Source organism: Faecalibacillus sp. (assembly GCF_047023275.1).
Taxonomy (GTDB): domain Bacteria; phylum Bacillota_I; class Bacilli_A; order Erysipelotrichales; family Coprobacillaceae; genus Faecalibacillus.
The window spans coordinates 15048-41533 of the sequence record NZ_JBKYAR010000015.1 but is presented as its reverse complement, the minus strand read 5'-3'; the positions used below and the strand labels follow the sequence as shown (position 1 = coordinate 41533).

The following is a 26486-nucleotide window of genomic DNA, read 5'->3' as shown; positions in this document are numbered from 1 at the left end:
TTTTGTTTTAGGAGATTTTTTATGATTCTTAAAGAAGAAATGTATATTCGTTCATTAAAGAGAAAAAGACGTATTGATATTTATGTACCTGATGATTATCAAGTAGCTAAAAAAAGATATCCTGTGTTAATGATCAATGATGGTCAAAATGCTTTTTTTGATGAACAATCTTATATAGGAAAAAGTTGGGGTTTTTTAGAAAGTGTACAGAAACTGAAATTAGATGTGATTTTAGTAGCTATCTACTGTAATTTTGAACCTCTAAAAAGAGAAGATGAATATGGTCCTTGGGTCATGAATCAAGAATTATCAAGAGAATATGATACTCATAGACTCGTAGGAGGAGAAGGAAATGCTTATGTTACTTTTTTGACAACGCAATTAAAACCTTATCTAGATCAAAACTTCCCTACTAAAATAGATGATTATGGTATTGTAGGAAGTTCAATGGGAGCTTTGATTTCATTTTATGCTTTTTTAAAATATCCAACGATTTTTAAAAAATGTGCTATTCTTTCAACAGCTTTTTGGATTTATGAAGAAGAGTTTGTAAAGTTATTGAAAGTTAGTTCAATAAGTCATAATATGTTGTATATGGATGTTGGTGGTCAAGAAGAAGATGAAAGATATATTCCAAGTAATGTTCATTTAAAGGAATGTATTGAAGAAAAAATTGATCATTTTCAGTATCATTTCTTTCCAGAGGGAAGACATAGTGAATATGATTGGTCACAAAGAGTGCCACTTTTTTTAAAGATGTTTTATAAAGGAGAATAAGTATGTATCGTTTAATGTTTTCAGATTTAGATGAAACTTTATTAGTGAATCATCATGTACCAAAAATGAATCAAGAAGCTATTTTAAAAGCAAGAGAACAAGGTTTAAAGTTTGTTCCTTGTACTGGAAGAGCTTTTAATATGATTCCAGATATTTTAAAAGAAATAGGTACATATGATAAAGCTGGAGAATACTCACTTTGTTTTAATGGAGGTCTTATTGTTGAAAATAAAGATAATAAAGTTCTTCATTTTAAAGGATTAGAATTTAAACAAGCAAAGGAAATATTTGAAAATGCAAGAAATTTAGATGTTTGTGTTTTAGTTTTTACTTTAGATTGTTGTTATATTTTTCATGCAGATGAAGATGAAATTCAAAGAAAAATTGCACAAAAAGCAAAATTTAAAGTAATCGAAGATTATGATATTGATTTTCTAAAGGATGAAAAAATAGCAAAGATTTTATATGAAAAAAGAGATATGGATTATTTAAAACAACTCTCTAAAAAATTACCTGAAAGTATTCAAGAAACATGTAGTATTGCATTTTCTAGTGGGCGTTATTTAGAAATGAATACCAAAGGTGTTGATAAAGGTTATGGTATGCGTTGGTTAGTAAATTATCTAGGGTACGATATGGATGAAACGATTGGTATTGGAGATAATTATAATGATGTAGAAATGATTAAAACAGCTAAACTTGGTTGTGCAGTGGCTTGTGCAAGTGATGATATTAAAGAACTTGCTCAATATGTAACACAAAAAGATTATGATGAAGGGGCTGTTAAAGAAGTTATTGAAAAGTTTGTGTTAGGAGAAAATAATGAATAGATTTAAGACAATTGTTGAAATAGAATCACAAAAAGAATATTATCAAAAACTACATCAAGTTATTGAAAAAGAATATGAAACCAAAACGATTTATCCACCTAAAAAACAAATCTTTAGAGCTCTTAATTTATGTGACTTTGATGATGTAAAGGTTGTTATTTTAGGACAAGATCCTTACCATGAACCTCATCAAGCCAATGGACTTGCCTTTTCAGTTACTAAAGATGTGCGTATACCACCAAGTCTTGTGAATATTTATAAAGAAATTCATGATGATTTAGGACTTCCTATTCCTAACCATGGTGATTTAACTTATTGGGCTAAACAAGGTGTTTTGTTACTTAATAATGTTTTGACTGTTGAAAGAGGAAAAGCAAATTCTCATAAGGGATTAGGTTGGGAAACTTTTACATTGAATGTTGTACGTTATTTAAATGAAAGAGAAAAGCCCCTTGTTTTTATTCTTTGGGGAAAGAATGCAATCGAAAAGAAAAAATATATTGATTCTAGACATTTAGTACTTACAAGTGTGCATCCTTCACCACTTTCAGCGTATAGAGGTTTCTTTGGTTCAAGACCATTTTCTAAAACAAATGAGTTTTTAATTAAAAATGGAATGACACCTATTGATTGGAGTATTCCTAATGTTTAAAACAATTGATGAAGCTTTGAATTTTATTGAATCACAAAGAATGAAACGTTCTTTTAAAGAGTTTCAAGAAATTATAAAAAGGTATCATATACCTGTTGATTTAAAAAATGTTATTCATGTAGCAGGAACAAATGGAAAAGGATCAACAGTGACTTTTATTAAAGATTTGCTGGTAAAACAAGGCTATCATGTAGGAACATTTACGTCACCTTATATTATTAAACATAATGAAAGAATTTCGGTAGATGGAAAACCTATTTCTGATGAAGAATTGTTACGATTAGTCAATGATTTATATCCAATAATAGAAAAAGAACATCTTTCGATGTTTGAAATAGATACAATAATCATGCTTTATTATTTTCATGAATTAGATTTAGATTATCATGTGATTGAATGTGGAATTGGTGGTTTGAATGATAAGACAAATGTCATTCAAAGTCAGGTAGCTGTTATTAGTAATATTGGTTATGATCATCAATTTATGTTAGGAGATACTTTGTTAGAAATAGCCAGTCATAAAGTAGGAATTGTTAAAGAAGGGGTTCCTTTATTTACAACTGAACAAAATAAAGAAATATTAGATTATTTTAAAGACTATTGTATAAAACATCAAAGTACTTTTTATCCTTTACAAGTAGAAAAACAATATCAGTATCCTTATCATCTACATTTTCATCAAAAAGAATATGTATTACATTTACCAACATATCAAGTAAGTAATTTAACGCTTGCTTTAAATGTTGTTGATTATCTTTGTGATTTAAATGATGAAAATATTCAAACGGTAATCAATGATTTTAAATGGCCTTGTCGTTTTGAACAATTTGGACATCTTTATTTAGATGGTGCTCATAATATCAGTGGAATAGAAGCGTTGATTCAAACAATCAAAGAAAGAAAATTAGAAGATGTTGGAATTGTTTTTAGTGCTTTGATGGATAAAGATTGTCAAAAGATGTTAGATATGTTGAAAGAATTTGATGTTGTGATTGCTGATTTTGATGATGAAAGAAGTCAAGGGGGACATATTCCCTATCAAAAAGCTATTGAAATAATGAAGACTAAACATCAAAATGTTGTTATAACAGGGTCATTACATTTTGTATCAACAGTGCGAAAATATGTAATAAGTGCGTAAGCACTTATTTTACTTTATATTGATAATCTAAAGGCTCATCAAATTCTGCCCATAATAAATAAACAAGTAATAACATTACTGTTTTACCAGTATCAGTTACGATAATAAAATGATCTCTACCAGCTTGTTGCAATGTTCCTGTATAAATCTTATCATTCCATGTTTTAGAACCAGTATAGCTAAAATAGAATGTTCCTTTTTTACCAACGTTAACACGTAAGATGTTTTCAACATATGTTTGTTCTACGGGTTGAGTAGGGGGAACAGTTTGTTGTCTGATGAGATTTTCATTATCATCTTCTTTTACTAAGTAAGGGTTTAAATCATCAAAATAATCCATAGAGACCTCCTATAAGTCACAATTATCTTTTAATCCTGGGTTATAAAAACAATGTTTTTTATATCTTCCAGATAATCTTCCATAAAATGTTTCTGGACAATCAATATTTGTTCCAGGATTTTTAAACCATAAGGCGTTCGTGGCGGGTTCATTTCGATAGCCATTAATACATCTTAAGGCAATGTCTTTTTCATTTTGACTCACAGGTTCATTAAATAGCGGTTGTCCTACTCCAGCAAATTGATTTGTCTGATAGACAACTTCACTAATAGTTCTGACATTTCTAAAAATGTCACAATTTGCGACAACACGATTGACAACGACATTTCCTACAAGGAGCATGCCTTCTTCGCCCTCTCCTAAAGCTTCAGATTTTATCAATCTCGCCAATAATTCGACTTCTTTTTCGGTATATGAAATTCGAGCCATGTTTTCACCTCAAAATAATTTATGATTATCCTTTAAATTTATGTCAAAAAAGGAGTACAATAATATTACCCTAAGTATTTGATCTATTATTGCTTAAAAACTTAAATAATTCCGTGAATTATAAAGTGAAATATGATAAGATAAAGATGTAGATTAAAGCGCTTACATTTTGTATAGGAGGAGTTAAAAATGGGAAAAGAAATTGTCGCTATGATTTTAGCTGGAGGGCGTGGAACACGTTTAAAAGAACTTACAGCAAAAGTCGCAAAACCGGCAGTTCACTTTGGGGGGAAATATCGTATCATCGACTTTCCACTAAGTAACTGCGCAAATTCAGGTATTGATATCGTAGGTGTACTTACACAATATGAATCAGTTTTACTTGGAACTTATGTTGGAGCTGGAACTAAATGGGGATTAGACGGAGCTAATTCTTTGGCTGCTATTTTGCCAGCACGTGAAAGAGACGAAGTAGGAGCCACTTGGTATGCAGGTACTGCAGATGCCATTTATCAAAACTTAGATTTCTTAGATCGTTATGATCCAGAATATGTTTTGATTTTATCAGGAGATCATATTTATAAAATGGAATACGATCAAATGTTAGAAGCTCATAAACAACGTGGTGCAGATGCTACAATTGCAGTATTAAATGTATCACTTAAAGAAGCAAGTCGTTTTGGTATTATGAATGCTCATGAAGATGGAACTATTTATGAATTCGAAGAAAAACCAGAACATCCAAAATCAACTCTTGCATCTATGGGTATTTATATCTTTACTTATAAACAATTACGTAAATATTTAGTAGCTGATGCAAAAGATAAAGATAGTAAACATGACTTTGGTATGAATATCATTCCAGCAATGTTAAATGATAATAAAAAGCTTTATGCTTGGGAATTTGATGGATATTGGAAAGATGTTGGTACTGTAGATAGTTTATGGGAAGCTAACATGGATTTACTTAAAGATAAAGATTTAGATTTATATAATATCAAAAAAGATTGGAAAATCTATACTGAAGACACTTTAGGAAAACCTCAAATTATCGGTGAAAAAGCAGAAGTTAAAAACTCTCTTGTTACTCAAGGATGTATGGTTAACGGAACTGTTGAAGGATCTGTTTTATTCAATAATGTCAATGTTGGAGAAGGCGCAAAAGTTGTTGACTCTGTATTGATGCCTGGTGTTCTTGTAGAAGAAGGGGCAGAAATCTATAAAGCCATTATTGATGAAAATGTAGTTGTTAAAGCTGGAACTGTCATTAATTCAGAAGCTAAAGAAGTTGAATTAGTGAGCGATAATAGTAGATAAGAGGGGGAAGTAAAGATGGCAAAAGTTATTGGTTTAGTAAACTTACATTCAGATATAGAATTTACGGGATTAACAGAAAGAAGACCAGTGGCCTCTGTAAGCTTCCTTGGTCGTTATGGGATTATTGACTTTGTTTTATCAAATATGTCAAATTCTAAAATAGATGCAATTGGGGTTATGATTCAAAAGAAACCACGTTCTTTATTTAAACATTTAGGAAATGGTAATTCTTGGAATTTTAACCAAAAAGCTGGTGGTGTTTCATTACTTTATAATGAAAAATACGCTAATGATCCTAAATACAATCATGATATTAACAATTTAGTTGAAAATATTCATTTCTTAGAAACAAGTAATGCAGATTATGTTGTGATTGCACCTGCGCATATCGTTACTACAATGGATTATAATGATGTGATTACAGCTCATGAAAAATCAGGAGCAACAATCACAATGACTTATCGTAAAGCAAAAGATGCAGATGTTGCTTGGGTTGGTTGTGATGTTTTAGAAATAGATAAAGATGGTTTATTAACTGGTAAAACAATTAATAAAGGTACAAGAAAAAGACAAAATATTTCATTAGAAACTTATGTAATCAATAGAAAAGAATTATTAGAAATCATGAAAAAAGCACATAAGATTTCTGCTTTCTATGATTTAAAAGATATTCTAGGATATTTATGTGATGAAAAACAAATTCATACTTATGAATATAAAGGATATGCTAGATGCTTAGATTCTACAGAAGCATACTTCAAATATTCATTGGAAATGTTAGATATTGATATTTCATCACGTGTATTTAAATCAAATTGGCCAATTTATACAAATACAAACGACACACCTCCAACAAAATATTTAGCAAACGCTAATGTTAAAAAATCATTCGTAGCTAATGGTGCAGTAATTGATGGAACTGTTGAAAATAGTATTCTTGGACGTGAAGTTACAATTGGGAAAGGTGCAGTTATTAAAAACTGTGTTATCTTCTCTGGATCTAAGATTGCTCCTGGAGCAGTATTAGAAAATGTAATTATTGATAAACGTGCAAAAGTAGAAAAGAAATTAGAATTAAAAGGAACAGAAACAAGCCCACTTTATATTAAAGAAGGAGACCGTGTTTAATGAGAGTTATGTATGTTGCCAGTGAAGCGACTCCTTTTATCAAATCGGGTGGTTTAGCTGACGTTATTGGTTCATTACCAAAAGAAACAGCAAAAAAAGATGTTGAAAGTATTGTTGTTATTCCTAAATATAAAGATATGAAATTTGTAGATCAAATTGAATATGTAACAAATTTTGATATCTATATGGGATGGAGAAAACGCTATTGTGGTATATTTAAAGCTGAAGTAGATGGTGTAACTTTCTATTTCATTGATAATGAACAATATTTTGGTAGACCAGGATTATATGGTTATGATGATGATTATGAAAGATTTGCATTCTTTGATTTTGCGGTTCTAGAATTAATTAGTCATTTAAATATTAAACCTGATGTTTTACAATTAAATGATTGGCAAACAGCAATGATTGCAATGCTTTATAAAGAAAGATATTGTTATTATGATTATTATCAAAATATTAAAATTGTATTCACAATTCATAATATTTTGTTCCAAGGAAAAGCTGATCCAAAATTATTGGAAGAATACTTTGCGTTAGATAGTTATTTATATTATAACGGGAACTGTCGTAATGATGGATGTTTAAATATGATGAAAGCGGCAATTTTCTACAGTGATGTTATTACGACAGTATCTCCAACTTATGCTAAAGAAATTTTAACTGATCAATATGGAGAAGGATTACAATCTATTCTTGAAATGAGAAAACATGATTTATATGGTATTTTAAATGGTGTAGATTATGATGTTATCAATCCAAGTAAAGATCAAACAATCGTTAAAAAATATTCAGCACGCTCAGTTAAAAATGGTAAGTTGGAAAATAAATTAGCATTACAAAGACAAGTTGGATTACCAGAAGATCCAGAAGTTGCTTTAATCGGTATCGTAACAAGATTAACTGAACAAAAAGGATTAGATTTGATTATTAATCAATTTGAAGCAATGTGTCAAAGACGAGTTCAAATTGTTATCTTAGGTTCAGGAGATCGTATGTATGAAGATGCATTAAAAGGTGCAGCATGGGCTCATCAAGATAAAGTGTCATTCCAATGTAAATATGACTTTGTATTATCAAATCGTATTTATGCAGGGTGTGATATGTTCTTAATGCCATCATTATTTGAACCTTGTGGTTTATCACAAATGATGTCATTGAAATATGGAACAATTCCTATTGTTAGAGAAACAGGTGGTTTAGCTGATAGTGTGCAACCATATAATGAGTTTGAACAAACAGGAACAGGATTTAGTTTCTATAACTATAATGCACATGAAATGATGGATACTATTGATTATGCATTACACACTTTCTATGATTATCCAGATGCATGGGATGCAATGGTGCAACGTGCAATGGCTGAAAAATTAGATTGGGATGCTAGTGCAGAACAATATATTCGTTTATTTGCATCATTACTTTAAAATTGAATAAGTTTATTTTAAGGAATCTTAGATAAATAAGATTCCTTTTTAAATAATCTAAATTGTTGTAAGAATATTTTTAAGAACAATATGGACTTTTACGAAGGTTGTCAAAGTTGTTAAAGTCGTGTAAAATAATAAAAAGAGGTGATGATATGAAGAGCATAATAAAATTAATGGTTGTTATTACTTGCATTGTATCATTGGTTGCTTGTGGAAAAAAAGATGCAACTGTTTCAGCAAATAAAGATGGTGTTTTATATGAAGCTGGTGTTGGTGTTTCTTTTTATTATCCTTCTGATTTTGAATTGAATGAAAGTAGCCAAAATGATGGAACTACACGTTTTACAAAAGAAAATCAAATATTATTTTATAAAGTAGAAGAAAATGAATATGATAATGATACAGATCAGCTTTCAGAACTTTATAAGGGTGAATTAGAAGCTTCTGGAGTTACATCGTTAAGAGTAAAAAGACCTGCTTTAGAAAGTGGACTTAAATGTTATGAGTATAAAGGTAGTTATGTAAAAACAGGATTAAAATTTATTCATTTAGTTTATTTTGATGATAGAAATACGTATGTTTATGGTTATGAGGCCAATCGTAAAGATTTTAAGAAAAATTCAAAGAAAATGATTGTTTATTTAGAATCATTTACAAAGTCTTCTGGATTGTAAAATAATTATTTTGTGATAGAATAAAGTCAATAAAAAAATTATAAATAAGAGAAGTATGTTGTTGATATTTTATAGAGAGGACATGATGGTGGAAATTGTCTAAATGATTCAATAGAAATGCACTTATTTGAGTCTTTTGAAAAGAAAGAACGTTGATTGCGTTAAGATCATGATAAGCATCGTCTATCTGGTGGAAGAGCACGCAAGTGTCTAGATAGTGAATGCTTTTTTTATTGGAGGAGGAACGTTATGAAATTATTTAATACACTTACAAATAAAAAAGAAGAATTTAAACCTTTAAAAGAAGGTGAAGTAAGTATTTATGTATGTGGTCCTACTGTTTATAACTATGTGCATATTGGAAATACAAGACCAATGATTGTTTTTGATGTTTTAAGAAGAACTTTTGAATATTTAGGAAATAAAGTAACTTTTGTTTCAAACTTCACAGATGTAGATGATAAAATCATTAAAGCTGCTAAACAAGAAGGAATTACAGAAAAGGAACTTACTGATAAATATATTAAAGCATATGAAGATGTAAGAAGAGGATTAAATTTAGAGTTTCCTACTTATGCACCTAGAGTTACTGAAACAATGGATCAAATCATTGCATTTATTCAAAAATTAGTAGATAAGGGTTATGCATACGTTGTTGATGGAGATGTTTATTTTAGAGTTTCTAAAGTTAAAGAGTATGGTGAATTATCTGGAATTAAGATTGAAGATCTTGTTGCTGGAGCAAGTGAACGTGTAGAGGATAAAGGCGTTAAGGAAGAAACAACTGATTTTGCTTTATGGAAGAAAACAGATGAAGGTATTCAATTTGATAGTCCATGGTCAAAAGGAAGACCAGGATGGCATACAGAATGTGTTGTTATGATCAATGATATTTTTGAAAATGGACGTATTGATATTCATGGTGGAGGTCAAGATTTAAAATTCCCACATCATGAAAATGAAATTGCTCAATCAAGAGCTTTAAATGGACATCCTATTGCAGATACATGGATGCATAATCAAATGATTAATATTAATAATGAAAAGATGTCTAAATCTTTGGGTAATGTTGTTTGGGCTAAAGATTTGATTGTAGAACTTGGATGTAATGTTTATAAATGGTTTATGTTATCAAGTCATTATAGAAATCCTTTAAATATGACAAATGAAATTATTGAAGGTGTAAAAAAAGAAGTTGCGAAAGTAGAAAATGTTTTAAAACAAACTTCTCTTTATGTACAAGTTAATCATCTTCATGGAGATGAATTCAATAAAGATACTGTTGATCATATGGTAGAAGCTTTGGCTGATGATTTAAATACTTCTTTAGCTTTAACTGAAATATTAAATCAAGTCAAAGTATTAAATCAAGCAATGCGTGTTAAAGAAAAAGATAATGCTTTAATTTTAAAAGAATATAATACTTTACTTAAGATGACAGATGTCATTGGATTTGTTTTTAAACCAAAACAATTAGATGAAGATGAATTAGAATTATATTCAAAATGGTTAGATGCTAAAGCAGTTAAAGATTTTGAACAAGCAGATAAATATCGTGCTGAATTAATTCAAAAGGGGATTATTTAATGAATCCAGACTTTATTAATCCTTTAGTTCTTGCATATTTAGGAGATAGTGTTTTAGAACTTTTGGTAAGAGATTATTTAGTAAAAGAAAGTGAATTAAAAAAAGTAAATGAGTTGTGTCAAGAAGCAACTCATTTTGTAAGTAGTTTATCTCATGAAAAATTTATTTTACATTTATTAGAAATAAATTTTTTAACTGAAGAAGAAGTAGGTATTTTTAAAAGAGGAAGAAATACAAAAACTTCTAAAAGAGATACAAAGGAACATCGTTATTCAACTGGTTTTGAATGTTTAATTGGACATTTGTATTTAAATGAATGTAAAGATAGGATCAATGAAATATTTGATGAGTTTAAAAGATATGTAGATGAGACAAATTTGAAACAAATTTGAGACAAAAAGTGGAGAAAAATATGAAACAATATATATATGGAAAAAACCCTATCATGGAAGCTTTGAAGGGGGCAAGTGTTTATAAGATTTATATGTTAAATGGACATAAGGATCCTAAGATTTTTGATATTTGTAAAAGAAATCAAATTCCATTAGAATTTGTTGACAAAAAAGAATTTGATAAGAAAGTTGGAAAGGTTGTTCATCAAGGTGTAATGGCTTATATTGAAAATTATCGTTATTATAAAATTGATGAGATTTTAAAAGATATTCCTGAAAATAAACAACCTTTATTACTTATGTTGGATGGATTAGAAGATCCTCATAATTTAGGAGCTATTTTAAGAACATGTGATGCTGTTGGTGTTGATGGCGTTATTATTGGAAAAAATAGAAGTGTTGGTTTGAATGGAACTGTTGCTAAGGTTTCAACAGGAGCTATTCATCATGTAAAAGTAGCTCAAGTAACAAATTTAACAAGAACATTAGAAGATTTAAAAAAGAAGGCATTTTGGGTTGTTGGTTGTGAATTAGAAAACAGTCAAGATTATAGAAGTGTTGATTACAATATGCCAACAGTTTTGGTTATTGGTTCAGAAGGTTTTGGAATGTCAAGATTGGTAAAGAAAAGTTGTGATATTAATGTTGTTTTACCGATGGTTGGACATGTCAACTCATTAAATGCATCAGTAGCAGCATCTGTTCTTTTATATCAAGTCTATAACTCACGTCATCCTTTATAGCAGAAAGGAGAGACAAACTATGATAGCGTATAATGAACAAGAATTATTGTATTTATATCATTTAGGGTCTTCGATAGCGTATGAATTGTTGTTAGATGAGTATAAAAATAAAATTAGAATTTTTGTGAAACGTTATTGTAGAGAAACATCATTAACTTCTGTAGAGGATTATAGTCAAGAAGCAATGCTCGTTCTTATGAGTATTATAGATCGATATCGCTATGATAAAAATGCTTCTATACATACTTATTTTTCATATGCCATTAATGATGTATTGAGATTACAAAAAAGAATGATTAAAAGAGGAAATAAAGTCTCTTTTGTTTCCTTAGATCAAGAAATTTATGGTAGTAAATCTCGAATAGAAAATGTAATTGCTGATCGAAAAGTAGCTAATCATCCTGAACAGCAATTACGCTTAAATGAAAATAAGTATTATTATTTGGATAAAATAGAAAAATCAAGTTCTTTACTTGAAAGAAGAATATTTGAATATTTATTAAAAGGATATAAAAGTAAGGAAATAGCAAATTTATTAAAAATCGATATTCGTTGTGTTTATAATGCAAAATATCGCTTACAAAAAAAGATGGACAAATCTAAATAAGATTGACTATAGCTAGCTTTTATGCTAAATTATAGTGGCATAGAAATGAGTTGATAAGATGAAAGAAAAAATCATTTTAGTGTGTAGTGAGTGTTTATCTAGAAACTACACAATGACTAAAAATAAAAGATTAAATGTAAAAAGATTAGAATTAAACAAGTATTGTAAGCGTTGTGGAAAACATACATTACATAAAGAAACAAAATAAGGAGGCCATGTCGTGTTTGGTAAAAAGGCGGAAACAGAAGTCGTTGAAGAAGTGGAACATGAATTAAAGTTTAGAGAATGGTTTAATTTAAAAGGAATTAGAGCCGAAATTAAAAATGTTCATTGGTTAACAAAAAAAGAATTATTTAATAATTCAGTAACAGTATTAGTATTTACATTTGTAATGGGGTTATTCTTCTTTGGTGGAGATGCCGTTATTGCATTTATATTGAAAGCATTGGGGATGGATTAATTATGGCAGGAATGAATGATGAAGGTAGACAATGGTATGTTGTTTGTACATACAATGGTCATGAAAATAAGGTAAAAGAAAACTTAGAAAAACGTATCGAATCAATGGGATTACAAGATTGTCTTTATAACATCATTATCCCAGAACATGTAGAAACAGTTATCAAAGATGGTAAAAAAATCAATAAAGTAACAAATATGTTCCCTGGATATGTTCTTGTAGAAATGGTTATGACAGATGAAGCTTGGTATGTTGTACGTAACACTTCAGGAGTTTCAGGATTCATTGGTTCTTCTGGTGGAGGAGCAAAACCTTTCCCACTTCAAAAACATGAATTAGATCCAATCTTAAAGAATATGGGAATTAGTACTTCAGCAATCGAAATTGACTATGCTGTTGGAGATGAAGTAAATGTTATTTCTGGTCCATTTGCTGGTAAAAGTGGAACTGTTGAATCAATTGATTTTGAAAAAGAAACAGCTAAAGTACTTATTGATTTCTTAGGTAATCAAACACCTATGGAAATTGATTTAGTAGCATTAGAAAAAACATTCTAGACAAATGTATTCACATTTGTCTTTTATATTATGGAGGTTACAATGTCTAAATTATTTTTCTTTGATATAGATGGTACATTAATAGATTGTAATAAAGGACTCTATGGAATATCAAAAGTAAATAGACAATCATTTGATCAATTAAAACAAAATGGTCATGATGTATTTCTAGCTACAGGTAGATGTAAATGCTTTATTACAGAAGGTGTTATGGATTATCCTTTTAGTGGATATGTTACTTGTAATGGGGGTTATGTAGAATATAAAGGAGAACCTATCTATAAAGCGGTTGTACCAGCAAAAGCAATAGAAGAAACAATTAAATTATCTAAAGAACATCATTTTAGTTTCTATTTTGAAAGTAGCGATTATATTTATGTATTGGATAAAAATGATCCACAACATAAAGAATTTGCTAGAGTATGGGGAATGAAAGATGAAACAATTATTGATGATTTTGATCCACGAGAAATTGAAACATATATTGGAATGATTGTTGTCAATTCTAAAGAAGATATTCCTCTTTTAGTTGAAACATTATCTCCTTATTTTGATATTCAAAGACATCAAACAGGATGTTCGTTTGATTTAACATTAAAAGGTGTTTCTAAAGCTGTAGGAATTCAAAAATTAGTAGAAGCACTTCATAAAGATATCAAAGATACAATTGCTTTTGGAGATGGACGTAATGATTTAGAAATGTTAGAAACTGTTGGAACAGGTGTTGCAATGGATAATGCGGTTCCTGAAGCAAAAGCTGTGGCTGATGAAATATGTCCAGATGTTAATGATGATGGAATTACAACTTGGTTAAAGGAACGTGACTTTATTTAAAGTAAACTTTTTTTGTTATAATGACAAAGGTGATTATATGAAAGAAAAAAAATTAACAATGAAAGATATAGCTGAAATGGCGGGTGTTGGAAAAACAACTGTTTCTCGTTATTTTAATGGAGGCTATGTCAAAGAAGAAACACGTTTAAAAATAAAAAAAATTATAGATCAATATAATTATCAACCCAATACTTTTGCTCAAAGTTTAAAAGCTAAAGAAACTAAAATTATTGGAATTATTGCTCCAACTCTTACATCTACAACATCATCAAGAATGATTTCAAGTTTAAATCAATATTTAAAAAAAGAAGGGTATACTCCTTTAATTATTGATACAAATTATAGTCAATTAGAAGAGTTAAGTGCAATTGAAAAATTATGGCATATGAATGTTGATGGCATTGTTTTAGTTGCTACTGAACTTACCATGGCACATCATACATTAGCTAAAAAACTAGATATTCCTTTTGTTGTCTTAGGACAAGAAATGAAAGATGGTTATTCAATTATTAATGATGATTATGAAGCAGGATTTGAAGTAGGAAGATATGCTGGAAAAATGAATCATCAAAAAATCATGTATTTAGGTGTCAATGCTAAAGATGAAGCAGTAGGTTATATTAGAAAAAAAGGAGTTTTAGATGGTTTAAAACAAAGTGGTATAGAAAATGTAAAAGTTGTTGAAACAGATTTTACATTTGATAAAACACGAAGAGTGGTTCATGATATCTTAAATAGAGAACTACCATCATTGATTATTTGTGCTACCGATAATATTGCGCTTGCTTCGTTTAAAGAATTAAAAGAAGCGCATGTTCAAGTTCCGCAAACAGTATCTTTAATAGGTTTTGGTGGATATGAAATATCAAAATTGATTACTCCTTCTTTGTGTACAATACGCTTTGATAATGAACAAGCGGGGATGTTAGCAGGAAAAACTTTATTAAAGTTGATAAAAAAAGAGTCTGTTGAAAGTACTCAAAAAATTCATTATCAATTTATTGAAGGTGGAAGTGTTGATTATAAAAAATAATTGTTCAAAGCATAATTCTTAAGGAATTATGTTTTTTTATAAAAAAATGGTACCGATACCATATTTTGTGTTGACAACGCTTTCAAGATAAGTTATATTATCAGTGTAAGGAACCGGTACCACATAAGGAGGACAATATGAATTATAATCAAATAGCAAAAGATGTGATTGAAGCCGTTGGTGGAAAAGAAAATATTACTCATGCTATGCATTGTGCCACAAGACTTCGATTAACATTAAAAGATGAAACTTTAGTAAATGAAAATGCAGTAACAGATGTTGAAGGTGTTAAAGGAACATTTAACGCTAAAGGTCAATATCAAATTATTTTTGGATCAGGTCTTGTCAATTTAGTTTGTCAAGAAGTATGTTCTATTCTAGGTTTTCAAAATGAAACACCACAAGTAGAAGAAAAAGAAGAAGGAAATTTATTACAAAGAGCAGTTAAATTATTATCAGATATCTTTGTTCCAATTATTCCAGCTATCGTTGCTGGTGGGTTATTAATGGGATTAAACAATATCCTTACAGCACAAGGTTTAGTAGGTGCAGGTAAGAGTATTATTGATGTTTATCCACAATTTAAAGATTTAGCAACAATGATCAATGTTTTTGCAAATGCAGCATTTACATTTTTACCTGTTTTAATTGGATTTAGTGCAACTAAGAAATTTGGCGGAAATCCTTATTTAGGAGCTGCCATGGGAATGATCATGGTACATCCTGATTTATTAAATGCCTATAGTTATGGTAAAACAGGAATTGACGTTCCAACATGGAATATTTTTGGATTAACAATTGAAGCAGTAGGGTATCAAGGAACAGTTTTACCTGTTTTAGGAGTTTCTTGGATTCTTGCAAATATAGAAAAAAGATTACATAAGGTAACACCTACATGGTTAGATAATTTAACAACACCAATGTTATCTATTTTGGTAACAGGATTTATTACATTTATTTGTGTAGGACCTATTTTAAGACAAGCAGGGATTTATTTAGCAGATGGTATTTCTTGGATGTATAACACTTTAGGATTTATTGGTGGTGGTTTATTTGGATTCTTCTATGCACCAATTGTTTTAACAGGAATGCATCATAGCTTTATTGCTGTAGAAACTCAATTATTAGCGTCTATTCAAACAACAGGAGGATCATTTATCTTCCCAACAGCATCAATGTCTAACGTTGCTCAAGGGGCAGCTGTACTTGCGGTATTAGCTCTAACAAAAGATAAAAAATTAAAAAGTATTTGTTCAGCATCTGGTGTTTCAGCTTTACTTGGTATTACTGAACCAGCAATGTTTGGAGTTACTTTAAAATTAAAATATCCATTTATTGGAGCAATGTGTGGTAGTGGTGTTGGTAGTGCATATCTTGCAGGAACACATGTTTTATCAAATGCCTTAGGAGCAGCAGGTATACCAGGATTTTTATCAATCCCTGTTGGAAGTTATTTAAACTTTGGAATTGGAATGGTTTTAGCGTTTGTTGTTTCATTTATTGTGACAGTGATCTTATTTAAAAGAGAAAATGGAAAAGCAAGTCAACATGTAGAAAAAGTAGTTTTATCACCAATGCAAGGTGAAGTAAAAAATATTAGTGAAATTTCTGATCCAACATTTGCTGGAAAAATGATGGGTGATGGATTTATGGTGTTACCAGAAAATGGTGATGTTGTTGCACCATTTGATGGAGAAGTAATGATGATTTTTCCAACAAAACATGCTTTAGGTTTAAAATCAGTAGATGGTGAAGAATTATTAATTCACTGTGGTTTAGATACAGTGACTTTAAATGGTGAACCATTTGAAGTGAAAGTTCATCAAGGAGATCAAATCAAAGCCGGTCAATTATTAATGAAAGCAGATTTAAATAAAATTAAAGAAGCAGGATGTTCGATTGAAACAGCAGTTGTGATTACCAATGGTGTAGATTTTGAAATGTTACAAGAAGGAAATTGTAAACAAGGAACACAAGTTTTAAAAGTGAAAGGGTAATTATGAATAATATAGAAAGATTAGTACAAGCAATTAAGAAAGAAAAAGTGAATAAAAATGATCCCTATCGTTTACATTATCATTTAATGCCACCAGTAGGATGGTTGAATGATCCAAATGGTTTATGTCAATTTAAAGGAACATATCACATCTATTATCAATGGGCACCTGCAGATGTCAATAATGGTTTAAAAGGTTGGGGACATTATGCAACAAAAGATTTTATTCATTACCAAGAATTAGGAATGCCATTATTTCCTGATCATGAAAGAGATCAAAATGGAGCCTATTCAGGAAGTGCTTTTGTTGAAAATGATAAAATTCATTATTTCTATACAGGAAACGTCAAAGAAATAGGAGATTATGATTATATTTTAAAAGGAAGACAACATAATGTGATGTATCTTGAAAGTAAGGATGGTAATCAACTTCTTCATAAAGAGTGTTTGATGGTCAATAGTGATTATCCTGATGATCTAACATGTCATGTTCGTGATCCTAAAATTTATCAAAGAGATCATTATTATCTTGTTTTAGGTGCACGTGATATAAATGATGTTGGACAAGTTATCTTATTTCAAAGTGATGATTTAAAGAACTTTAAATATTGTAGTCGTATTAAAACAAAAGAACCTTTTGGTTATATGTGGGAATGTCCTGATTTATTTGAAGTAGACGGACAAATGGTTTTACTTTGTTCACCACAAGGATTAAAACAAGAGGGTTATTTATATGAAAATATTTATCAAAATGGATATTTTAAAGTAGCACACGATTTTATTGATCAACCTTATGTCAAAGATTTTGAAGAAATAGATAATGGTTTTGATATCTATGCTGTACAAACTTTCTTAGATGAAAAAGGAAGAAGAATATTGATTGGTTGGATGGGGCTTCCAGATGTGGATTATACAATTCCAACTGTAGAAAATAATTGGCAACATGCACTTACAATGCCAAGAGTACTTCATTTTAAAAATAATCATCTTTATCAAGAACCACTTTCTGAATTTAAAGAATTACGTTTAGAAAAAAATGTGTATAAAAAACCAAAAGTTGAATTAAAAAATAATGTTTTTGAACTTCAAATTCATGATATACAAGATCAACTTTCATTAAAGTTAAGAAATGATTTTACATTAGAATATGAAAATGGACTTCTAACAATTTCAATGTATGAAGCAGGATATGGAAGAAATCAGAGACATTTAGAACTTGAACATTTAGATGACTTGGTTATTTATAGTGATACATCTTCATTAGAATTATTTATTAATAAGGGTTATCGTACATTTACAACAAGAATATTTAGTGAATGTAGTATGTTAGAATGTAATAAAGATCTTGAACTTTATTATTTAGATTCTTTTAAAATAGTACATGAAAAGTAGACTTTATAAAAGTCTGCTTTTTAAATTACATTTTTTTGGTGTATTCTTAACAATAAAAAGAGTAAAATAAGTTTTGGAGGTGAGACTATGTTGTTGTTTGGACATAGAGGTTATAGTGATCAATATCCTGAAAATACAATGTTGGCTTTTGAAAAAGCTATTGAAAGTGGATTTGATGGTATTGAAACAGATGTGCATAAAACAAAAGATGGTGTTCTTGTTTTATGTCATGATGAAAAAATCAATCGAACAAGTGATGGAAAAGGTTATATTAAAGATATGACTTATGAAGAGCTTTGTGCATATAATTTTGGAACAAAAGAAAATCCTCAAAGAATTCCTTTGTTGAAAGAATTATTGGAATTATGTAAAGGAAAAAATGTAAAAATCAACTTAGAAATTAAAACAAATAAAATTCAATATCCAGGAATAGAACTAGAAAGCTATCAAATGATTAAAGAAATGGGTATGTTAGATCAAGTTCTCTTTTCAAGTTTTTATGTTGATTCTCTTTATAAATTAAGAGCAATTGATTCATCTTTATATTTAGGTTATCTTTTTGAAGATGATTATGAAAAAAATAAACAATTATGTTTAACACAAAAATTTCATGTACATGCACGTGAAGATTTTCTAGATGAAGATGAAATAGCACTCTTTTTAAAAGTTGGATTAGACATCAATACATGGGGTGTAAAGAACCGTTTTAGATATGCTTATTTTAAGGAAAAAGGTGTCAATATTGTCATCGCAAATAAAAATTTTAAGAAATTAAAAATGTAATCGCTTACGTTATTTTTTTCACATCAAACGAGCGATAATGCTTGTTTTTTGTATGTTTTTCATGTAAGATGGTTGTGTACAAATGAAAAATTTCACAATAGTTATGGAGGAAATAAAATGGCAGAAAAAAAACCTGTACAACAAGCTGTCCCAACTGAAGCAGAAACTGATGCTCATGTTGATGACCTTGTAAACAAAGCTTTAAAAGCTTTAGAAGAATTTGAAGATTTTACACAAGAACAAGTAGACTACATCGTCGCTAAATGTTCTGTAGCTGGACTAGACCATCATGGTATTTTAGCTGAAGCTGCAGTTAAAGAAACAGGACGTGGAGTATTTGAAGATAAAGCTGTTAAAAACTTATTTGCATGTGAATATGTTACTAACAATTTACGTCATTTAAAAACAGTAGGGATCATCAATGAAGATCCATTAACTGGTATTACTGAAATTGCTGAACCAGTAGGTGTTGTTTGTGGTATCGTTCCAACAACTAACCCAACTTCAACAGTAATTTTCAAATCATTAATCGCTTTAAAAACAAGAAACCCAATCATTTTCTCGTTCCACCCAAGCGCTCATGAAAGTTCAAAACAAGCTGCTATCGTAATTAGAGATGCTGCTATCGCTGCTGGTGCACCAGAAAACTGTATCCAATGGTTATCAATTAAATCTATGTATGCTACTAATGCATTAATGAATCACCCAGGTGTTGCAACTATCTTAGCAACTGGTGGTAACGCAATGGTTAAAGCTGCATATTCATGTGGAAAACCTGCTTTAGGTGTAGGTGCTGGTAACGTACCTGCATATGTTGAAAAAACATGTGTATTACCAAGAGCTGTAAATGATATCGTATTATCAAAATCTTTCGACAATGGTATGATTTGTGCTTCTGAACAAGCAGCAATCGTTGACCAAGAAATCTACAGTGATTTCATGAAAGAAATTAAAAGATTCCATGTTTACTTTGTAAATAAAGAAGAAAAAGCTAAACTTGAAAAATTCATGTTTGGTGCAGAAGCTTATTCAGAAAATGTTGCTCAAGCTAAATTAAATCCAAATGTTGTAGGTAAACCTGCTGAATGGATTGCTGAACAAGCTGGATTCAAAGTTCCTGCTGAAACACAAATTATTTGTGCTGAATGTAAAGAAGTAGGACCAAATGAACCATTAACTAGAGAAAAATTATCTCCAGTATTAGCTATCTTAAAAGCTAAAAGCACTGATGATGGTATTGCTAAAGCAGCTGCAATGGTTGAATTCAATGGTCTAGGTCACTCTGCTGCAATTCATACAGAAGATCATGAAATTTCTAAGAAATTCGGACATGCATGTAAAGCAATCCGTATCATTGAAAACGCTCCATCAACATTCGGTGGTATTGGATCAGTATATAATGCATTCATTCCATCATTAACATTAGGTTGTGGTTCTTACGGACATAACTCAGTATCTAACAACGTAAGTGCTGTTAACTTAATCAATATTAAGAGAATAGGGAGACGTAATAACAATATGCAATGGGTCAAACTTCCTCCAAAAGTATACTTTGAAAAGAATTCAATTAGATACTTAAGAGATATGAAACACATGGAAAAAGCCATGATCGTTACTGATAGAAGTATGGTAAATCTTGGTTATGTTGAAAAAATCGAAGATGTTATTAGAAGAAGACGTAATCATGTAGATATCGAATTATTCTTTGATGTTGAACCAGATCCAAGTATCGATACTGTAAGAGAAGGGGTAGAATTAATGAGAAAATTCGAACCTGATAGTATCATCGCTTTAGGTGGTGGATCATCAATGGATGCTGCTAAAGTTATGTGGTTAATGTATGAAAACCCAGAAGTTAACTTTGATGATATCAAACAAAAATTCATGGATATCAGAAAACGTGCTTTCAAATTCCCTGAATTAGGTAAAAAAGCAAAAATGATCTGTATCCCAACTACATCAGGAACTGGATCAGAAGTTACTCCTTTCGCAGTTATCACTGATAAGAAAGAAAACAAAAAATATCCATTAACTGACTATGCTTTAACTCCAACTATCGCTATCGTTGACCCTGAATTCGTAATGTCATTACCAGGAGCAATCGCTGCTGATACAGGTATCGACGTATTAACTCATGCAGTTGAAGCTTATGTTTCAATCTTAGCATCTGACTTTACTGATGGATGGGCTAAACAAGCTGTTAAATTAGTATTTGATTACTTAGAAGAATCAGTTAAGAAAGGTACTCCAATCGCTAGAGAAAAAATGCACAATGCTGCAACTATCGCAGGTATGGCATTCGCAAATGCATTCTTAGGAATGAACCACTCATTAGCTCATAAAATTGGTGGGGAATGGCATATTCCTCATGGTAGAACAAATGGTATCTTATTACCACACGTAATTAGATATAACGGAACTATTCCAACTAAATTAAATATCTGGCCAAAAATTGAAAACTATAAAGCTGATGTTAAATTCATGGAATTAGCTCAATTAATTGGATTAAATCCTAAAACTCCAGCTGAAGGTGTTGAAATGTTCGCTGATGCTTGTGAAGAATTATGTCACAAAGTAGGTGTTGCATCTAACGTAGAATCTCAAGGTATCTCAAGAGAAGCTTGGGAAGAATCAATTCATAGAATTGCTATGAATGCTTACGAAGATCAATGTACACCAGCTAACCCTAGAATGCCTATGGTTAAAGATATGGAAGATATCTTACGTAAAATTTACGATTACAAAAATAAATTTGATAAATAATAGTTAAGGTAGGCATGTCCTACCTTTTCTTTTTTATATTTTTTGTAACGGAATTTATTCACATTTTGTTATGAATAACAAAAAGAAGAATTTGAATTATATGCACAATTAGCAAATTATGAAACACAGTTTTATGAGTAAGAATTTTTCTTAAGAGAAAGTTCATAATGAATTCATATAAAATTGTTATATTAATCATGTCAGATGAAGACAATATAATAAACAAGTATAAGTGACCCCTCTCCCAAAAAATCACTTATACGCAAGGGAAGGGGCTGTTACGAAATTAAATAATTAATTTCATACAGCCTTTTCTTTTATAGAATAAAAATATATTAAAAATAGGAATTTTAAATATCTATATAATAAAATTATTCTACTATAAGAAGCAATTGTTTCTAATTGCAATAATTCCTCAAACATTATGGTTGAGGAATTAATTAGTAGGAAATAAATATCATTGGTAAGATATCAATATCCTATTTTTAGTTAGAGATTATAACAAAAAAGGATGTTACAATTTTAAATTATTTCGTAACATCCCCTTTTTTTGTGCAAAAATAATAAATTTATTATTGCAATAAATATTTAATATTGTTAGAATAAGAAAGGGCAATACAGTGTCTTCCATAGGAAGGCACTTTTTATTTTTATAGATACTAGAGGAGGATAGAAAATGGCTAAATACATATTTGTAACAGGTGGAGTTGTGTCTGGTCTTGGTAAAGGGTTAACAGCTGCATCTTTAGGAAGAATTTTAAAACAAAGAGGACAAAAAGTCTTCATGCAAAAATTAGATCCATATATTAACGTTGATCCAGGAACAATGTCACCTTATCAACATGGGGAAGTATTTGTTACTGCAGATGGGGCAGAAACAGACTTAGACTTAGGACATTATGAAAGATTTATTGATGAACAATTAAATAAAAACTCATCAATTACAACAGGTAGAATTTATAGTAACGTTATTTCAAAAGAAAGACGTGGAGATTATTTAGGAGCTACTGTACAAGTTGTTCCTCATATTACAAATGAAATTAAAGAAAGAATTTATGCAGCGGCACGTAGTTCTAAAGCAGATATCGTCATTACTGAAATTGGTGGAACAACAGGAGATATCGAAAGTTTACCTTTCATTGAAGCTATCCGCCAAGTAAGATTAGATTTAGGATATGAAAATACTGTTTATATTCATACAACTTTACTTCCATACATTGGAGCAAGTCATGAAGTAAAAACAAAACCAACACAACATAGTGTTAAAGAATTAAGAGGTTTAGGTATTCAACCGGACTTTATTGTTTGTCGTAGTGAACATCATATTGAAAAAGAATTAAAAGACAAAATTTCATTATTCTGTAATGTACCAACACAAAATGTTATTTCTAACTATGATGTAGAAAACTTATATGAATTGCCACGTATGTTATTAGATCAAAAAATGGATGATTTAGTATTACAACATTTACAAATCAATGCACCAGCAGCACATATGGATGAATGGGATGCTTTAGTTAACCGTGTTAAAAACTTAAATCAAGAACTAAATATTGCGTTAGTTGGAAAATATGTTCAATTACCGGATGCTTATTTATCAGTTAATGAAGCTTTAAGACATGCAGGATATTATGTAAATAGTGTTGTTAATATTGATTTTATTAATTCAGAAGAATTAAATAAAGAAAATGTAGCAGAAAGATTAAAAGATGCTGATGGAATTATCGTTCCAGGTGGATTTGGTGATCGTGGTATTGCTGGTATGATTGATGCTATTGAGTATGCACGTACAAATAAAGTACCACTTTTAGGTATTTGTTTAGGTATGCAATTAATTACCATTGAATATGCTAGAAATGTTTGTGGTATTAAAGATGCAAACTCATTAGAATTTGATGAATTATGTAAAAATCCAGTCATCAACTTAATGTCAGATCAATCATTAGAAGATATGGGTGGTACACAAAGATTAGGTGATTATGAATGTCAATTAAATCCAGGTACACATGCTTATCGTCTTTATGGAAAAGAAATGATTAAAGAAAGACATCGTCATAGATATGAATTTAATAATAATTATAAAGATGTTTTAGTTGAAAATGGATTAAAAGTTGCAGGATTTAATCCAGAAAGAAATCTTGTAGAAATTGTTGAGTTAGAAGATCATCCTTATTATGTAGGATGTCAATTCCATCCAGAATTTACTTCAAGACCAAACCGTGCACAACCTTTATTCCAAGGTTTAATTTCTGCAGCACATGATCGTAAATATAATAAATAAAAAAGCAATATCGAAAGATATTGTTTTCTTATACAAAAAAGGAGATTGTCGAGGCAATCTCCAAATTTTTATTTCTTAGGTAATTTAAATGAGCTCTTTAATGAAACGATTCTATTAAATACAAAATGATCATCTGTAGAATCTTTTGTATCAATACAGAAATATCCATTTCTTACAAATTGGAATGAATCACCAGGTTTATATTTTTCAATAGCTGGTTCAACATAACAATCTTCAATAACAGTTAATGAATTAGGATTTAAGTTTAAAGATCCATCTTCATTATAAACACCTTTTTCTTCATCAACTAAGTTTTCATATAAACGAGCTGTTACTTTTTTACAATGATGAACAGGAACCCAATGAATTGTTCCTTTTACTTTTCTACCTGTAAATCCTGTACCATTTTTAGTAATAGGATCATAAGTACAATGAACAACTGTTACTTTTCCATTTTCATCTTTTTCAAAATCAACACATTTAACGAAATAAGCATTCATTAAACGAACTTCATTTCCTGGGAACAATCTAAAATATTTTTTAGGTGGTTCTTCCATAAAGTCATCACGATCAATCCATAATTCTCTTTCAAATGGAACTTTTTCATAACCTAAATCAGGATTTTCCATGTTGACCATCGCATCTAAATATTCTACTTGTCCTTCAGGATAGTTATCGATAACTAATTTAATAGGATCTAAAACAGCCATCACACGAGGTGCTTTAGGTTTTAAATCATTACGAATACAATATTCTAACATTGCATAATCATTTGATGAGTTACTTTTTGTAACACCAACTAATTCCATAAAAGATTTAATGGATTCTGGTGTAAATCCTCTACGTCTTAATGCTGCAATTGTCACTAAGCGAGGATCATCCCAACCATCAACGATTCCTTCATCTACTAAGCGTTTAATATAACGTTTTCCTGTAATAACATTTGTTAAATAAAGTTTTGCGAATTCAATTTGTTTTGGTGGATGTTCATAACCAATTTCTTGAACGACCCAATCATATAAAGGACGATGATCTTCGAATTCAAGAGTACAGATTGAATGAGTAATTCCTTCAATTGCATCTTCAATTGGATGAGCAAAGTCATACATTGGATAGATACACCATTTATCTCCTGTGTTATGGTGTGTCATTCTAGCAACACGATAAATAATTGGATCACGCATATTAATATTAGATGAAGCCATATCAATTTTAGCTCTTAATACTTTTGATCCATCTTCAAATTCACCGTTTTTCATTCTTTCGAATAAATCTAAGTTTTCTTCAATAGAACGATTACGATATGGAGAATCTTTACCAGGTTCTGTTAAAGTACCACGGTATTCTCTAATTTGTTCAGGACTTAAATCACAAACATAAGCTTTTCCTTTTTTGATTAAAAGAACAGCAGCTTCATACATTTGATCAAAATAGTTTGAAGCAAATTTAATATCACCATCATATTTTGCTCCTAACCATTCTACATCAGAGACAATACTTTCAACGAATTCAGTTTTTTCTTTCATTGGATTTGTATCATCAAAACGTAAATTGAATGTTCCATTATATTTTTTAGCTAATCCATAATTTAATAAGATTGATTTAGCATGACCAATGTGTAAATAACCATTTGGTTCAGGAGGAAAACGTGTTGCAATTTTTGTATATTTTCCTTCTGCTAAATCTTGATCTATAATTTTTTCAATAAAATTTTTACTTACTACTTCTTCTTTATCCATAGGAAGTCCTCCCATAATTTTTATATGTTTTAGTTTACCATATTTTCCTTGATTATAAAACATCCAATACTTCATAAATTAGAAAATATGTGCTAGAATGTTTGCGGAAGGTGATAACATGTTTAGAATAGGACAATCAATTGATATTCATCAATTAGTAGAAGGAAGAGATTTATATATTGGCGGTGTAAAAATTGACCATGATAAAGGGTTATTAGGACATAGTGATGCAGATGTTTTATTACATGCTATTATTGAAAGTATTATTGGGGCATTAGGTCTTGGTGATATTGGAAAACATTTTCCAGATACTGATCCTCAATATAAAGGAATTTCTTCAATGGTTTTATTGGAACATTGTTATCAACTGATGGATAAAGAAGGTTATGAAATCAATAACCTTGATAGTATTATTATGTGTGAAGCTCCTAAGATGGCTCCACATATTCAAAAGATGAGAGAAAATGTCGCAAGTAAGTTACATTGTGACATCAGCCAAATTAACATTAAAGCAACACGTGGAGAAAAATTAGGTTTTGTCGGTAGACAAGAAGGAATGGTAGCTCAAGCGGTTGTATTATTAAGGAAAAAAGGAGTATAG

At 30.0% G+C, this 26486-nt stretch carries 26 protein-coding genes; 23 read left to right on the top strand and 3 right to left on the bottom strand.

What is annotated here, in order from left to right; genetic code table 11:
* Nucleotides 1–21 precede the first annotated feature (21 nt).
* The 4 genes from ACLVEP_RS06715 to ACLVEP_RS06700 are packed head-to-tail and all read left to right on the top strand — an operon-like array spanning nt 22 to nt 3400.
* Nucleotides 22–777, top strand: coding sequence for an alpha/beta hydrolase (locus ACLVEP_RS06715; protein ID WP_412583751.1), 756 nt, complete (start codon nt 22–24; stop codon nt 775–777).
* A gap of 2 nt (nt 778–779) precedes the next feature.
* The gene (locus ACLVEP_RS06710) at nt 780–1607 is read left to right on the top strand and encodes an HAD family hydrolase (protein ID WP_412583750.1); all 828 of its coding nucleotides are present in this window, start codon (nt 780–782) and stop codon (nt 1605–1607) included.
* Nucleotides 1600–2259 carry a uracil-DNA glycosylase gene (locus ACLVEP_RS06705; RefSeq protein WP_412583748.1) on the top strand — a complete coding sequence of 220 codons (660 nt, stop codon included), beginning with the start codon at nt 1600–1602 and terminating at the stop codon, nt 2257–2259. Before ACLVEP_RS06710 ends, ACLVEP_RS06705 begins: the two co-directional genes overlap by 8 nt.
* Nucleotides 2252–3400, top strand: a complete 1149-nt coding sequence (locus ACLVEP_RS06700; RefSeq protein WP_412583747.1) for a bifunctional folylpolyglutamate synthase/dihydrofolate synthase — start codon at nt 2252–2254, stop codon at nt 3398–3400. The genes ACLVEP_RS06705 and ACLVEP_RS06700 overlap by 8 nt, the downstream gene beginning before the upstream one ends.
* A gap of 4 nt (nt 3401–3404) precedes the next feature.
* Here ACLVEP_RS06700 and ACLVEP_RS06695 read toward each other — a convergent pair whose 3' ends face one another.
* Together ACLVEP_RS06695 and ACLVEP_RS06690 are read right to left on the bottom strand one after the other, a co-directional pair.
* The gene (locus tag ACLVEP_RS06695) at nt 3405–3740 is read right to left on the bottom strand and encodes a spore coat protein GerQ (protein WP_412583746.1); all 336 of its coding nucleotides are present in this window, start codon (nt 3738–3740) and stop codon (nt 3405–3407) included.
* Between the two features lie 9 nt (nt 3741–3749).
* Nucleotides 3750–4169 (bottom strand): cell wall hydrolase, encoded by a 420-nt coding sequence (locus ACLVEP_RS06690; RefSeq protein WP_412583745.1) that lies wholly within the window; start codon nt 4167–4169, stop codon nt 3750–3752.
* Nucleotides 4170–4358: 189 nt separating this feature from the next.
* Between ACLVEP_RS06690 and ACLVEP_RS06685 the strand changes: the two genes are divergently transcribed.
* The 18 genes from ACLVEP_RS06685 to ACLVEP_RS06600 all read left to right on the top strand — a co-directional run bounded on the left by ACLVEP_RS06685 (nt 4359) and on the right by ACLVEP_RS06600 (nt 24146).
* Nucleotides 4359–5486, top strand: coding sequence for a glucose-1-phosphate adenylyltransferase (locus tag ACLVEP_RS06685; RefSeq protein WP_117826327.1), 1128 nt, complete (start codon nt 4359–4361; stop codon nt 5484–5486).
* A 15-nt stretch (nt 5487–5501) separates the two neighbouring features.
* Nucleotides 5502–6614, top strand: coding sequence for a glucose-1-phosphate adenylyltransferase subunit GlgD (gene glgD, locus ACLVEP_RS06680; RefSeq protein ID WP_412583744.1), 1113 nt, complete (start codon nt 5502–5504; stop codon nt 6612–6614).
* A complete protein-coding gene (gene glgA, locus ACLVEP_RS06675; RefSeq protein ID WP_412583742.1) occupies nt 6614–8041 on the top strand; it encodes a glycogen synthase GlgA in 1428 nt (475 codons plus the stop codon). The genes glgD and glgA overlap by 1 nt, the downstream gene beginning before the upstream one ends.
* 155 nt (nt 8042–8196) lie before the next feature.
* Entirely contained in the window at nt 8197–8718 is a 522-nt protein-coding gene (locus ACLVEP_RS06670; RefSeq protein WP_317999289.1) for a hypothetical protein, read from the top strand.
* A 249-nt stretch (nt 8719–8967) separates the two neighbouring features.
* Nucleotides 8968–10305, top strand: coding sequence for a cysteine--tRNA ligase (gene cysS / locus ACLVEP_RS06665; protein WP_412583741.1), 1338 nt, complete (start codon nt 8968–8970; stop codon nt 10303–10305).
* The gene (locus ACLVEP_RS06660; RefSeq protein WP_317999291.1) at nt 10305–10697 is read left to right on the top strand and encodes a Mini-ribonuclease 3; all 393 of its coding nucleotides are present in this window, start codon (nt 10305–10307) and stop codon (nt 10695–10697) included. The genes cysS and ACLVEP_RS06660 overlap by 1 nt, the downstream gene beginning before the upstream one ends.
* Nucleotides 10698–10717: 20 nt before the next feature.
* The gene (gene rlmB / locus ACLVEP_RS06655) at nt 10718–11440 is read left to right on the top strand and encodes a 23S rRNA (guanosine(2251)-2'-O)-methyltransferase RlmB (RefSeq protein WP_412583740.1); all 723 of its coding nucleotides are present in this window, start codon (nt 10718–10720) and stop codon (nt 11438–11440) included.
* Nucleotides 11441–11459: 19 nt separating this feature from the next.
* Complete coding sequence (locus tag ACLVEP_RS06650; protein ID WP_317999293.1) at nt 11460–12047, top strand: hypothetical protein; 588 nt, start codon at nt 11460–11462, stop codon at nt 12045–12047.
* Between the two features lie 58 nt (nt 12048–12105).
* Entirely contained in the window at nt 12106–12255 is a 150-nt protein-coding gene (rpmG, locus tag ACLVEP_RS06645) for a 50S ribosomal protein L33 (protein WP_022002628.1), read from the top strand.
* Nucleotides 12256–12267: 12 nt separating this feature from the next.
* Complete coding sequence (secE, locus tag ACLVEP_RS06640) at nt 12268–12507, top strand: preprotein translocase subunit SecE (protein WP_412583737.1); 240 nt, start codon at nt 12268–12270, stop codon at nt 12505–12507.
* A 2-nt stretch (nt 12508–12509) separates the two neighbouring features.
* Nucleotides 12510–13064, top strand: coding sequence for a transcription termination/antitermination protein NusG (gene nusG / locus ACLVEP_RS06635; protein ID WP_022002626.1), 555 nt, complete (start codon nt 12510–12512; stop codon nt 13062–13064).
* Between the two features lie 42 nt (nt 13065–13106).
* Nucleotides 13107–13898, top strand: coding sequence for an HAD family hydrolase (locus tag ACLVEP_RS06630; protein WP_412583736.1), 792 nt, complete (start codon nt 13107–13109; stop codon nt 13896–13898).
* A 37-nt stretch (nt 13899–13935) separates the two neighbouring features.
* Entirely contained in the window at nt 13936–14931 is a 996-nt protein-coding gene (locus ACLVEP_RS06625; protein WP_412583735.1) for a LacI family DNA-binding transcriptional regulator, read from the top strand.
* A gap of 137 nt (nt 14932–15068) precedes the next feature.
* A complete protein-coding gene (locus tag ACLVEP_RS06620; RefSeq protein WP_412583733.1) occupies nt 15069–16928 on the top strand; it encodes a sucrose-specific PTS transporter subunit IIBC in 1860 nt (619 codons plus the stop codon).
* Nucleotides 16929–16930: 2 nt separating this feature from the next.
* A complete protein-coding gene (locus tag ACLVEP_RS06615; protein ID WP_412583732.1) occupies nt 16931–18319 on the top strand; it encodes a sucrose-6-phosphate hydrolase in 1389 nt (462 codons plus the stop codon).
* A gap of 87 nt (nt 18320–18406) precedes the next feature.
* On the top strand, nt 18407–19102 hold the full coding sequence (locus ACLVEP_RS06610) for a glycerophosphodiester phosphodiesterase family protein (RefSeq protein ID WP_412583730.1): 696 nt from the start codon (nt 18407–18409) through the stop codon (nt 19100–19102).
* Nucleotides 19103–19219: 117 nt separating this feature from the next.
* A complete protein-coding gene (adhE, locus tag ACLVEP_RS06605) occupies nt 19220–21865 on the top strand; it encodes a bifunctional acetaldehyde-CoA/alcohol dehydrogenase (protein ID WP_412583728.1) in 2646 nt (881 codons plus the stop codon).
* Between the two features lie 676 nt (nt 21866–22541).
* Nucleotides 22542–24146 (top strand): CTP synthase, encoded by a 1605-nt coding sequence (locus ACLVEP_RS06600; RefSeq protein WP_032090771.1) that lies wholly within the window; start codon nt 22542–22544, stop codon nt 24144–24146.
* Nucleotides 24147–24214: 68 nt separating this feature from the next.
* Here the strand turns inward: ACLVEP_RS06600 and ACLVEP_RS06595 are convergent, their stop codons facing one another.
* On the bottom strand, nt 24215–25885 hold the full coding sequence (locus tag ACLVEP_RS06595) for a glutamine--tRNA ligase/YqeY domain fusion protein (protein WP_032091229.1): 1671 nt from the start codon (nt 25883–25885) through the stop codon (nt 24215–24217).
* A gap of 118 nt (nt 25886–26003) precedes the next feature.
* Between ACLVEP_RS06595 and ispF the strand changes: the two genes are divergently transcribed.
* Nucleotides 26004–26486 (top strand): 2-C-methyl-D-erythritol 2,4-cyclodiphosphate synthase, encoded by a 483-nt coding sequence (gene ispF, locus ACLVEP_RS06590; protein WP_107030090.1) that lies wholly within the window; start codon nt 26004–26006, stop codon nt 26484–26486.